Origin of the sequence: Acetobacterium bakii (assembly GCF_001263355.1) — a bacterium.
Classification (GTDB): Bacteria; Bacillota; Clostridia; order Eubacteriales; family Eubacteriaceae; genus Acetobacterium; species Acetobacterium bakii.
The window spans coordinates 1-10767 of record NZ_LGYO01000063.1; the positions used below are offsets into that span (position 1 = coordinate 1).

Below are 10767 nucleotides of genomic sequence, written 5' to 3' on the forward strand. Positions count from 1 at the left end.
TTTTTCACGAAAGTATCTTCTGCTTTTAACCTCAATAAACTCCTGTATTTCAATCCCACTTCTGGGTGTTTTACAAAACTCCAAGATTTCTTTAGTCCGTTCATCTTCGTTTTCACCATGGTCACTAGCTTGGTCACCGGCTTGGTCACTAGCTTGGTCACTAGCTTGCGAGGTCAAGGGAATAATCGTCCTAAAAACATCCTCTTCTATAAAAACAGGCTCCGCCCCCGCATAAATTTTATTGTACTTATATATGTTTCTGACCCCGGATCCCAATTCATCCACGAGGCCGATTTCCTTAAAGAACCGGGCGATGGTGGGATTCTTTGGAAAGGGCGAAAAATTCTCCGGATCGATGACGCCATTGCCATGGGATTTATTGCTATTTTCAGTCACGACTCGATCTTTCTCAATGATCAACTTTGCCGGAAAGGGATTGGCGAATTCACGATGGATGAGCAGGTTGGAAACCACCTCTCTGAAGATCTTATCCCTGAGGCTGATTCTGCGATCGCCCTCCAGGTAAAAAGTATCATTCAGATGCTTTGTGATAAACTGCATCAGCCGCTCATAGCTCTCCAGAAGATTAACCCGTATATCATCCCGGTCATCATAGCGATCCAAATTGACTCTTCGTAAAATCGCATCGGTTCGATGATGGGGCAACGCCGCATGAATCAGCTCTTCATTGCCGAAAATAAGAATCCCGGCCAGGGTAAGGCCTTCTTTCCCACTTTGGCGATCTTTAAGATAAAGACCGGCACTCTTTAACAGCTCTAAATCATTCATTGACTTCCAAGGATGATCCGATCGCTCATTGGCCGCCATTTTTCTGGCCTTTACTAAAAGCTCAGCCTTGAGCTCCGATAATTCGGCAAAAGGAAAGATACGATTCTCTGTGTAATTCCGCTGTTTTCGTATATATAAGTCCGAAACGAGATTCGTATTATCAGTGATATTGATATCGCCATCTTCATTTCGATCAAAAATCTTTCCATTACAGCGGTGGACCTGTGAACTCTCCGGTACCAAAATATAGAGGATAACTTCCCCTTCAATTTCAACCTCTTCAACTGACAGATAAACGGTGGGACTGATTTTCAGCGGATTATTCATTGACGTCACAAAATCCATTTTAATCTTTTCAACGGCCGCTGGATCAATGCCGACAATGCCGCCATTGTCAGCAACGCCAAGAAAGAGGTGTCCGCCATTGCGATTTAAAAAGGCACAGACCGACTCAAACACATCCCGATTCAATTTAGTTTTGCTTTGCTTGAACTCAACCGTGATGCTTTCACCACTGCTGATCATTTCTTTCAGGCTTTCAATTTTCATATTAACCATTCCCATCATATTTTCCGGTGAAGTCACCTGGTTTTCCATAATCCGATCATTCTTATTAGTAAATATTTTACAATAAGCAACTGAATATATCAACGCCATAAAGGAATGTTATTAAATAGAATTGTAATAATAACGCCGGCTTAATTTAAAAGCCCCTGGCAGTCATAACCTGCCAGAGGCCTTCGAAGAGATCTAAAAAGCTAGCCCCCTCTTTTATAACATTCAACAATCTCCCCAATTTCATTTAAAAATACTTGACCGATATTCAAATCAAAACACAATACGCCATTATTTCCACTGAGAATAATTATGGAATCCCCTTTGATGATATATTTCACTGCACTTGGAAATTCAAGCGATCCGATCAAAATCCCGTTCACACGATCATTCGTTGGCCAATGGGTCTCATTGAACACAATCTTATTAATTTTTAAATATTTCTCCATCCATTCACAACCTCATTCGATATAATGGATACCAACCGCTATGCAGGGAACCTCGGCGTATTTTTTGCGCATGATTAAGCAGACCACCTGCTTTTCTTCCTGCCATGCCACATTTTTCAACGCTTCCATGGTCATTACTGCGATGGCATCGAGGTCTGGCTTTTTTATTGACTTTCCAGTTTTCCTGAAGAACCCGTGTCTTTTTTTCGACTGCGTGTTAGACCTGGGATAAAAGGCTGTAATATCCACTGCAATGTGACCCTGAAAATCAGGACGCCGATCATGGCATGTCTCAATACATATATCTTTTATATGATTTTCATAATCCAATGAAAACTCTGATTTATTGTAGGAAGCCCGGTTTAAAAAACTGGGGCGGCCTTTTAGCATCGTTTCCCCGGATATGGTGAAGTGTATGCTGGTGCTCATTGTCCCAACCGCTCAGCTTTCATGTAATCACCGCCTAAATTTCCATCGAGCACTGGTTCCGCCACTACCTGCTCATTCACATTTAAAATAGCCGGGTTGTAACCCTCATTGTCTTTCATCAATAGCTCCTGTTTCATTTTGATCCTCCTTCATTAATTCGCATTCAGCCTGGCAACACCACATGTAAGCCCAGCGCAGCCTCTGCCATCAATTCCATGAACGCTTTTTCGGTCTCTTCTTTTTCTTTATTTTCGATCCAGCTTTTAATGGCGGCATAATCATTGGCATATTGATAATTTTTTAATTCTTTGCCGACATCCAGACGTTTGATCCAATCGGCCCAGATATCCGGATATTCATTCTGCAATTGTGATAACTCATCAGCGGTCAGTAAAACATTGCCATATTCACCGTAGGCTGTTTTTTCTTTTATTAAGTTTGGTTTTATTTGGTTTAGTTTATATAAGTGACCCGTTTCGGTACCCGTTTCAGTACCCCTTTCAGTACCCGTTTCGCACCCCGTTTGGGGTTCATTTTTTGAACCACAAAATAAAACGAACTGATATTTGTTGGGGGTTTTATTTTTTCCGCGTTTACTGATGATTAAACCGGCATTGACCAGCTCATCCCTGGTTCGTATTAAAGTATTCTTTGATTTCATTTGAACCATGCCCATCATTCGCAGCGTATCTACTTGCAGCCAATCAGGAAAGCCCGCTTCATTCCATAAACAAAATAAATGAAACCACAAAATCTGGGCGTTTATGCTGATATGATTGCTTTTAATCCAACGATAGAAAGCGGTGATTTCAGAGACAAAATTTACTTTCATGATGCCATCCTTTGAAACTGCTTATCGTGCTATCTCAGCACCCAGATAAAAAACGCCTTCACATCCACCCACAACCAGCCTATTGTCAGCCACTAATATTTTCCCCCTTTTCGCATTAACCACTGATCCAGACGATCCGCATTAATTAACCATTTGCAATGATCGCCGGCCTGCACCGCCGGAAACGTTGGATCACTCAACAAAATATTATTGAGTGTCGTCCGGCCAATCTTTAAAATCTTACACGCTTCCTTGGTTGTCACAATATTCGGTATCATTTTCCCCTCTTCTACACATTACGTGCAATTTCTAATCAAAAAAAATATCCTGGACTGTTTTTCCATAATACTCTGCAATCACGATTTTTATTTCATCCTTTGGTACGCGGTTGCCGCTTTCGTATTGTCGTACTGCCGCATCGCTTATTCCCAAAGCCGTTGCTACTTCCCGCTGGGTCTTGGTTCCTCTTAACGCCAATAATAATTCTCCGATTTTTTTTCTGTTCATGCGTCACCTCCTTCCTAACATAAATCAATTATACACGTTATGTGCATAATTGCAAGCACATTTAGTGTATTTATTTGTTTACGACAAGCACGTTATGTGTTATACTGTAATTAAAGTAAATGCAGGAGGATGTGAAAATGAATTATGACAAGACCACCATTCGTGGACAAATTTATTTTCGGTATCGGCATTGGGATTCAGTTTTAGGAAAACACACCAAAACCATCTACGCATTAACCCTGAAGGAATTAAAAAAGAAGCAATCAGATTTTTTAGAAATGGATAATGCCGGGGTTTGTGAAGAATCCACAACCTTTGCGAATTTCTGCAGCGGCTGGCTCTACGCCGTGCATCTGGTTGATAAAAAGCCCAGTACCAAGGCCCGCTATGATTCTGCCTTTAACACGCACATTAAAGATAGCTATTTCGGCAAGATCCCACTTCAAAAAATAACGTCGTCGGATCTGCAAAAACTTTACAATGATAAGTTTGCCGAGAAAGGCGTGAACATTGTCAAAAGCATCCATAAGCTGATCAGTCCCTGTATCCGCTATGCCTATCAGAACGGAAACATCATGCGGAATTTTGCCGAAACGGTGAAGATCCCCAAGGATTTAAGCAAAGCAGTCGATCCGCACCAAAAGGTTAAACCCCTGACCCTGAAAGAACAACGGGCATTCGTCAGAGCCCTGGAAGGCAATAAATTCGCGGCCCTTTATAATACCGCCTTGGACACCGGCATGCGTCAGGGCGAATTATTTGCATTAACCTGGGGGGATTTGGATTTTTCCGGTTTGTGCATCCGGATCAATAAAAATCACAGCTGTGTAAAAGACATTGTCACCCGAAAGCAAGTCAGTTACACCACCGATACCAAAACCGCCAAATCCAACCGGATGATCCCCATGGCCCAGCGGACCCGAAATATTTTACTGGCCCATAACCGAATTCAGAAAGAGCAGCTGCTAAAAATCGGCATCATCCAGGAGGATACCACCCTGGTCTTTGGCACCATCGTCAATACCGCCCTTGATTCCGCCAATGTCTTAAAGGAGCTAAAAAAAGTCTATGTTAAAATTAATATTCACGACAAGACGTTTCATGATCTCCGCCATACCTATGCCACACGGCTTTTTGAACTGGGCGAACCAGGCAAAACAGTCCAAGAACTCCTTGGCCACAGCAATATAAACGTAACCCTGGGAACCTATACCCATGTACTGGAAAAACAAAAAATAAAAACAGCATCATTAATTGATGCCCTTTACGATACCGAACCAGAAGATAATGTTACTGCAGGGAATTTATGTGAAAATGGAAACCGGTCTTTTCTGAAAATCTTGTAGACTTCCAATTTATTTATCGGCGAGAACCTGCATAGACTGTATTGGAGCTGTCAGAGTTCGGATACAGTCTATGCATCACAATGGGAACCCATACCTATGTGCTAAAAACAAATATAAAAGCAGCAACACTCAATCTGTTGATTAATAAAGAAAAAAGCCATTTATATGAAACTTATAATTAGCTTCAATCATGGCTTTTTCGTCTTGTCCTCTTCACTTTCTTACTTAACAATCGCTCTTTCTATCTGTCCCCAAAGAAGAACCAGTTACTATCCTTTACCGCTGAAAAGACGGGGTCTTTCAGGTATTCATTCATTTTGTCTTTTTCCAACTCGCAACGTTTTCATTGCTTCCTTCCTGTTTAATATTTCCACCATGCTGTTTTTCCTTTCTTTTAAATTACTCTTGTTTCTTTTTGTACTACATTATATAATTAAATTATCAGTTCTTAAGAACTGAAATAGTTTTAAAGGAGATACCGATATGTATAAAACAGGCGAAAAACCCGGTAAGGGAATATACCAATGTACAAAGTGCCCTCAGCAAGTTGTATTAAATGACGATTCCGATACTTTGCCACCTTGCCCAAAGTGTGGCCATACTGAATTCATTAAAGTTGGCTAATTTTAAAATGTTTACTCCGCAGTATTTTTAAATCATTGACGCCATAATGCAATATTTTTATTGCCATTGGCGTCAAAATACTGATATCTAAATAATTATGAGGGGAGAAATTAACAATGGCAAAGCTTATACCTCCTGGTACGGATAACCAACCGGCTGGGAAATACATCGAAGTTGGTCCGCAAGGTGGAGTTGTAAAAAAACCACACAATGCAACGCTGGATCCAGGCGATAGGCTTCCACCTACGTCTAAAGAAGGCAATAAGTGGAAAAAGAAATAAATCTGTGGCCGCTATCTCAAGTAGCGGCTTTTATGATTCTATTTTTCTTTTCATATACTAAAATTCATCAAAATAGATTGATCTATATATTATGGCACAAAAATTAATGACAACTGGAAACTATATCATGAACTGGAAAGCAAATATAAAAACAGCAACCCTAAATCAGTTGGCTAATAGTTGGCTAATTACGAAAAAAAGCCATCTATAAGAAACTTATAAATGGCTTTGCTATGCGGTTTTTGGTGTGCCCGGCGGGATTCGAACCCACGACCTCTCGGTTCGTAGCCGAACGCTCTATCCAGCTGAGCTACGGGCACCCAAGAAATTGTGACCGGGGATACTTCCGTCGGCCACGAGATTTATTATAGCACGAAAATTAATTTATGCAAAGCTTTTTTTATTTATTCTTTTGGGGGATGATGCACATGATGATCACGCTCTTCCTTGATCTCTTCATCGGTCTTTCTGCGGGGCATAAACCGGGGTGCAAAATTCCCCTTCCCCCGTTTTTTTATGTAAAATAAACCGATAATCGAAAATGTTACTGCGCCAATAAAGTTTACAAATAAGTCGGTCATGGTGTCATACAATCCGACGTCAATGTACCCTCCATAATTCCAGGGGATACCATTAACAACTATGGACTCAATCGGGAGCACCACTGCAATATTTTTACCGGTTGGATTTAAAATTACCGAAGTGATAACCGGTAGAATGGTATCCTTTTGCATATCCATTTTTAAAAAATAGTCCGCCACAAATTCAATAAACTCCCACATAACCCCTATTGTCATCGAAAAGCAAAATGCCACAAGGGCCACAAAAACCGGTGATAACGAAAACGCAACCTCTTCATTTCGATTTAGAATATCAACGAGCGAAAAACCAATGGCCGCAGAGACAAAACCATTAATAACATGGAGCATATCATCCCAGCCATCATAAATTAAATAGTATTCATTGATCTCTCCCAAAATTCCCGAGGCAAAAATAAATAAAAGCACGATAATTTCAAGGGTATTCGGCAATACAATATTTAACCGTTTATTAAAAAAAGAGGGCACCATAAAAAGCACCAGCGTTAGAATACAAAGTGAAACATTATTAAAATTTTGTCTCAAAATTTCAGCTATTAAAATAATCACCACCAATAACCGCAACGAAATATAGACAAAGGTTTTAATTTTATTCGCTTTTGCATCTTCCAGGAAGTATTCCCATTTTTCTCTGAATGTTAGTTTTTCTTTTTCATGTGATGATTTATTCACTGTCAACCTCTTTTGATTAAAATCATTTCTTTTTTGGCAAGTATATCATTGTTCATTCCCTTTACAAATAAAATATAATCACTTACAATGCGATTATATAAAAAATAAGGAGAGTAATCAATGAAATTCTATCTATGCATCGATGATACTGACAACCTCGACTCCATCGGCACCGGCACCATTGCTGAACAGATTCTTGAAAAAATAATTGAAAAAGGTTTTGGTCCCTGTTCGCTGGTCACCCGCCATCAGCTTTTTATTCACCCGGATATTCCCTACACCTCGCATAACAGCTCCATGTGTTTTTATGGCGAGGCCCCGGATCACAGTCTTTCCACAATTATCGATCTGGCTTCCCATCATTTGGATACGGTTGCTGCCGAGGGATCGGACCCGGGCCTTTGTGTTTTGAAGTTCGATACTGCCAGTGACTATTCCGGACTTATTTCATTTGGCAAAGCCGCAAAGAAAACCGTGTTAACCAAGGCCGATGCCATTGCCTGTGCCGAAGAGCATCAGCTCCATTTGTCTGAGCATGGCGGCACCGGGCAGGGGATTATTGGTGCCCTGGCCGGGGTTGGTTTGCGCCTGTTTGGCAGCGATGGCGAAATTAAAGGGGCATTGAAATACATTGAAATAAACCGGCCCTACCAGGTTCATGAATTAATTGAGTTTCCCGAGGTTGATGTGGTATTGGATCTTGATTCAAAGGAAGCTCTGAGCCCGATGACTTCCATCAACATGGGTGCCCGCAGTAAAACTGTGATGTACCAAAACCAATCGGTACTTTTTGCCATTAAAAGCGATGATGGTCACTTTGAATCCCTGACCAAGCCTAAAATACGGCAGCTGGGAGAAAGCTTCTATGTGTAATGAATACCTGATGGCCCTTGATGATTGGGTTCTAGGCCATGCCAAAGCCTCGGCATGTCCTCATTTCCGTCAGGATGTGGAAGAAGAATGGGTGGCCGAAGAACTGATTTCCTGTTATAATTGCAAGTATCGGCGGTGGACCCAGACCGGGATCCAGTGCCTGAAACTATAGCTGATCCCGACAGAGCAGCGAAGCTCACTCTAGTTTCGCATTTACCAACCAAATTATATTCTAAGGAGAAAGAAAATGAAACGCAAAAAAATTAATGGTATTATTATTTCCGTGTTCCTGGTGTTATCCATGGCATTCAGTGTCTCGGGGAGCGTATTGGCTGCCGGCGGCGACGGATCCGGTGGCGGCGGTGGGGATGGTTCCGGCGGTGGCAGCAGCACCGATCAGACCACGGTGGTAGAAACCCCGGTGGAAACCACCACAACAGATCCCGGCGCCGGAGACGGTAGCGGTGGCGGAAAAGAAGAGCCGCTTGCCCTGGTAAGCGCCGATCCGGCGGTCGCAACCGAGGATATTCTGGTGGGTTCTACTTTTACCCTTGAATTCAACAAAAACATTGCCTATGTGGCCGTTCGTGATAACAACCTCAAAGCTTTCACCCTTTGGGAAGGCGACACCCTGGTTCCGGTGGATGTCACCATGGCGGATGACCAGCTCGAGCCAGACCTTCGTGATTTTGTCCTGATTGTCCCCAAAGAGGACCTGAAAGCAGGAACCGCTTATACCCTAAAAGTGGATAACACCCTGGTTGCCAAAAGCGGGGCGGTTCTGACCGAACCCATGGAACTGACCTATACCACGGTTACGCCAAATGCCAGTATTTTCACGACTACCAACATCATCCTGATGATTGGTGCAGGGATTGTTGTGGTGGCCGTCATTGCTGTTGTTGTTATGAAACGCAAAAAAGCATAAATGTCCCGACGCAGAAAAATTTTAGTTACCCTTTTATTAATACTCCTGCCCGTCGCCTTTTTTTGCGGAACCATTTGCATCGGCCGTTATTATGTTTCCCTGACTGATGTCTTTCTCAGTCTCCGCCAGGGCATCACCGGTCACAGCAGCGGTCTCAGCCCCGAGATCACTGCTGTGGTGCTGCAAATACGCTTACCCCGGGCCTTTCTGGGGGCCATTGTTGGGGCTTCCCTGGGGGCCAGTGGGGCAGCCTTCCAGAGTATTTTTCGCAACCCGCTGGTTTCCGGAGGCATTCTGGGGGTTTCCTCAGGCGCCGGGTTCGGGGCGGCTTTAGCCATTATTTTTTTCAACAATATTTTTTTAACCCCGATTTTTGCCTTTGCCTTTGGAGTCCTGGCGGTAATCCTCAGTTATTTTGCCGGACGGATTGACAACACCTCCCCAACCATTACGCTGGTTCTGGGCGGCATCATTATCCAGTCTATTTTTTCCGCGCTGTTATCATTGCTAAAATACGTGGCGGATGCGGCGACCCAACTTCCTGCCATTACCTTCTGGCTTATGGGCAGTCTGGCCTCCACCAAAACATCGGATATGTTTTTATCTTCGATTCCGATGTTTATCGGATTATTGGGACTGCTGGCCATGCGCTACCGGCTGAATGTTCTTTCCATGGGCGACCGGGAAGCCAAAACCCTGGGGATTCATGTCAAAGCCAACAAGCTTTCGGTAATTGCCTTTGCCACCCTGGCCACCGCCGGAGCGGTTTGCGTCAGCGGGGTCATCGGCTGGATCGGATTGATTATCCCCCATGTGGGACGGATGCTGGTGGGCAATGACAACAAGTGGCTGATTCCGGCGAGCATGTCCCTGGGGGCCTGCTTTGTGATTTTCTGCGATACGATTTGCCGCAGTCTCACCGGCGGCGAAATCCCTCTGGGAATCATGACCGCTCTGATCGGCGGACCGTTTTTCATTTATCTGCTTAAAAAAACAAAAGGGAGGAACTGGTAATGTCCTTATTATCCCTAACAAATCTTTCCTTTGGCTACCATGAAAATCATTTAGTCTTTGAAAATATCAGCTTTGAGGTCACACCCGGTGAAGTTTTTTGTATTATCGGACCCAACGGCTGTGGAAAATCCACCCTGATTGACAGTATCTTAGGCATCAATCATCCCAAATCCGGAACCATTGAGATCTCCGGCAAAAATTCAAAAAAATTAAAACCCCGGGAATTCGCCCAGCGCATTGCCTATGTTCCCCAAAGTCACACCACCACATTTCCCTACACGGTTTTGGATGTAGTAGTGATGGGCCAGACCTTTGCCACGAAGCTGTTTGCCTCCCCGGGTGAGCCCCAACGGGACGCGGCCCGGGCAAGTCTTGCAATGGTCGGCTTAAAAGGCTTTGAAAACCGTCTTTATACTGAGTTAAGCGGCGGTGAACTGCAACTGGTGCTGATCGCCCGGGCCCTGGCCCAGGAATCGGATATTCTGGTCATGGATGAACCAACCGCTCACCTGGATTTTCGCCACGAGCTGATGGTCATGGAGATCATTGCTTTATTAGTCAAAGAAAAGGGACTTTCCATTATTATGGCCACCCATTATTTAAACCAGGCCTTTTATCTGGAAAATGCCGGGGTCAATACCCGGGTTGCCCTCATGAACCAGGGCGGATTCGACACCGTCGGCACCCCCACCGAGGTTTTAACCAAAGAACGGCTTCAGGATGTTTTCAAGATTATTACCACCCTGGGCACCACCGAGGAAGACGGCACCACCCGAAAATACATTATCCCCCTAAGAAATCAGCACTGATCTGTCTTCCCTTAATTTATCAGGCATTAGCAAAACTATCGTGAGCTTCGCTGCCAGTTT

At 43.5% G+C, this 10767-nt stretch carries 16 protein-coding genes and 1 tRNA gene; 8 read left to right on the top strand and 9 right to left on the bottom strand.

Annotation, left to right across the window (positions count from 1 at the left end; translation table 11 throughout):
• The 7 genes from AKG39_RS17815 to AKG39_RS17840 form a co-directional block, all read right to left on the bottom strand.
• Positions 1-1446, bottom strand: a 1446-nt coding sequence (locus tag AKG39_RS17815; protein WP_242852664.1) for an RNA-binding domain-containing protein, incomplete at its 3' end; no start/stop codon positions are given.
• A gap of 101 nt (positions 1447-1547) precedes the next feature.
• A complete protein-coding gene (locus AKG39_RS17820) occupies positions 1548-1793 on the bottom strand; it encodes a hypothetical protein (RefSeq protein WP_050741757.1) in 246 nt (81 codons plus the stop codon).
• A 12-nt stretch (positions 1794-1805) separates the two neighbouring features.
• Complete coding sequence (locus AKG39_RS17825; protein WP_050741758.1) at positions 1806-2222, bottom strand: RusA family crossover junction endodeoxyribonuclease; 417 nt, start codon at positions 2220-2222, stop codon at positions 1806-1808.
• Positions 2219-2359: a hypothetical protein gene (locus AKG39_RS20170; protein ID WP_160316220.1), complete on the bottom strand. Its 141-nt coding sequence runs from the start codon at positions 2357-2359 to the stop codon at positions 2219-2221. Before AKG39_RS20170 ends, AKG39_RS17825 begins: the two co-directional genes overlap by 4 nt.
• A 26-nt stretch (positions 2360-2385) precedes the next feature.
• Positions 2386-3054 (bottom strand): hypothetical protein, encoded by a 669-nt coding sequence (locus AKG39_RS17830; protein ID WP_050741759.1) that lies wholly within the window; start codon positions 3052-3054, stop codon positions 2386-2388.
• A gap of 92 nt (positions 3055-3146) precedes the next feature.
• Entirely contained in the window at positions 3147-3332 is a 186-nt protein-coding gene (locus AKG39_RS17835; RefSeq protein WP_050741760.1) for a helix-turn-helix domain-containing protein, read from the bottom strand.
• Positions 3333-3363: 31 nt separating this feature from the next.
• Positions 3364-3561 carry a helix-turn-helix transcriptional regulator gene (locus AKG39_RS17840; protein WP_050741761.1) on the bottom strand — a complete coding sequence of 66 codons (198 nt, stop codon included), beginning with the start codon at positions 3559-3561 and terminating at the stop codon, positions 3364-3366.
• 137 nt (positions 3562-3698) lie between these two features.
• On the opposite strand from AKG39_RS17840, the gene AKG39_RS17845 reads away from it, so the two are divergent.
• From AKG39_RS17845 to AKG39_RS19500, 3 genes are all read left to right on the top strand, one after another.
• Positions 3699-4907, top strand: coding sequence for a tyrosine-type recombinase/integrase (locus AKG39_RS17845; protein WP_050741762.1), 1209 nt, complete (start codon positions 3699-3701; stop codon positions 4905-4907).
• A gap of 483 nt (positions 4908-5390) precedes the next feature.
• Positions 5391-5531 carry a zinc ribbon-containing protein gene (locus AKG39_RS20945; protein ID WP_050741763.1) on the top strand — a complete coding sequence of 47 codons (141 nt, stop codon included), beginning with the start codon at positions 5391-5393 and terminating at the stop codon, positions 5529-5531.
• A 116-nt stretch (positions 5532-5647) separates the two neighbouring features.
• Positions 5648-5812: a YjzC family protein gene (locus tag AKG39_RS19500; RefSeq protein ID WP_083439653.1), complete on the top strand. Its 165-nt coding sequence runs from the start codon at positions 5648-5650 to the stop codon at positions 5810-5812.
• 243 nt (positions 5813-6055) lie between these two features.
• Here AKG39_RS19500 and AKG39_RS17855 read toward each other — a convergent pair.
• Together AKG39_RS17855 and AKG39_RS17860 are read right to left on the bottom strand one after the other, a co-directional pair.
• A tRNA-Arg gene (locus AKG39_RS17855) sits at positions 6056-6132 on the bottom strand.
• 84 nt (positions 6133-6216) lie between these two features.
• Positions 6217-7083, bottom strand: coding sequence for a DUF2238 domain-containing protein (locus tag AKG39_RS17860; protein ID WP_050741764.1), 867 nt, complete (start codon positions 7081-7083; stop codon positions 6217-6219).
• Between the two features lie 120 nt (positions 7084-7203).
• Between AKG39_RS17860 and AKG39_RS17865 the strand changes: the two genes are divergently transcribed.
• The 5 genes from AKG39_RS17865 (at position 7204) to AKG39_RS17885 (ending at position 10707) form a co-directional block, all read left to right on the top strand.
• On the top strand, positions 7204-7956 hold the full coding sequence (locus AKG39_RS17865; RefSeq protein ID WP_050741765.1) for a hypothetical protein: 753 nt from the start codon (positions 7204-7206) through the stop codon (positions 7954-7956).
• Positions 7949-8128, top strand: a complete 180-nt coding sequence (locus AKG39_RS17870; protein WP_050741766.1) for a hypothetical protein — start codon at positions 7949-7951, stop codon at positions 8126-8128. Before AKG39_RS17865 ends, AKG39_RS17870 begins: the two co-directional genes overlap by 8 nt.
• Before the next feature lie 75 nt (positions 8129-8203).
• A complete protein-coding gene (locus AKG39_RS17875; RefSeq protein WP_050741767.1) occupies positions 8204-8884 on the top strand; it encodes an Ig-like domain-containing domain in 681 nt (226 codons plus the stop codon).
• A complete protein-coding gene (locus AKG39_RS17880; protein ID WP_050741768.1) occupies positions 8885-9898 on the top strand; it encodes a FecCD family ABC transporter permease in 1014 nt (337 codons plus the stop codon). It abuts the gene before it with no gap.
• On the top strand, positions 9898-10707 hold the full coding sequence (locus AKG39_RS17885; protein WP_050741769.1) for an ABC transporter ATP-binding protein: 810 nt from the start codon (positions 9898-9900) through the stop codon (positions 10705-10707). Before AKG39_RS17880 ends, AKG39_RS17885 begins: the two co-directional genes overlap by 1 nt.
• The last annotated feature ends 60 nt before the right edge of the window (positions 10708-10767 follow it).

Coding starts and splice junctions, on each gene's coding strand:
- AKG39_RS17870 (WP_050741766.1), top strand. CDS start 7,949: ATGTGTAATGAATACCTGATGGCCCTTGATGATTGGGTTCTAGGCCAT.
- AKG39_RS17830 (WP_050741759.1), bottom strand. CDS start 3,054: ATGAAAGTAAATTTTGTCTCTGAAATCACCGCTTTCTATCGTTGGATT.
- AKG39_RS19500 (WP_083439653.1), top strand. CDS start 5,648: ATGGCAAAGCTTATACCTCCTGGTACGGATAACCAACCGGCTGGGAAA.
- AKG39_RS17825 (WP_050741758.1), bottom strand. CDS start 2,222: ATGAGCACCAGCATACACTTCACCATATCCGGGGAAACGATGCTAAAA.
- AKG39_RS17845 (WP_050741762.1), top strand. CDS start 3,699: ATGAATTATGACAAGACCACCATTCGTGGACAAATTTATTTTCGGTAT.
- AKG39_RS17840 (WP_050741761.1), bottom strand. CDS start 3,561: ATGAACAGAAAAAAAATCGGAGAATTATTATTGGCGTTAAGAGGAACC.
- AKG39_RS20170 (WP_160316220.1), bottom strand. CDS start 2,359: ATGAAACAGGAGCTATTGATGAAAGACAATGAGGGTTACAACCCGGCT.
- AKG39_RS20945 (WP_050741763.1), top strand. CDS start 5,391: ATGTATAAAACAGGCGAAAAACCCGGTAAGGGAATATACCAATGTACA.
- AKG39_RS17880 (WP_050741768.1), top strand. CDS start 8,885: ATGTCCCGACGCAGAAAAATTTTAGTTACCCTTTTATTAATACTCCTG.
- AKG39_RS17835 (WP_050741760.1), bottom strand. CDS start 3,332: ATGATACCGAATATTGTGACAACCAAGGAAGCGTGTAAGATTTTAAAG.
- AKG39_RS17865 (WP_050741765.1), top strand. CDS start 7,204: ATGAAATTCTATCTATGCATCGATGATACTGACAACCTCGACTCCATC.
- AKG39_RS17885 (WP_050741769.1), top strand. CDS start 9,898: ATGTCCTTATTATCCCTAACAAATCTTTCCTTTGGCTACCATGAAAAT.
- AKG39_RS17875 (WP_050741767.1), top strand. CDS start 8,204: ATGAAACGCAAAAAAATTAATGGTATTATTATTTCCGTGTTCCTGGTG.
- AKG39_RS17820 (WP_050741757.1), bottom strand. CDS start 1,793: ATGGAGAAATATTTAAAAATTAATAAGATTGTGTTCAATGAGACCCAT.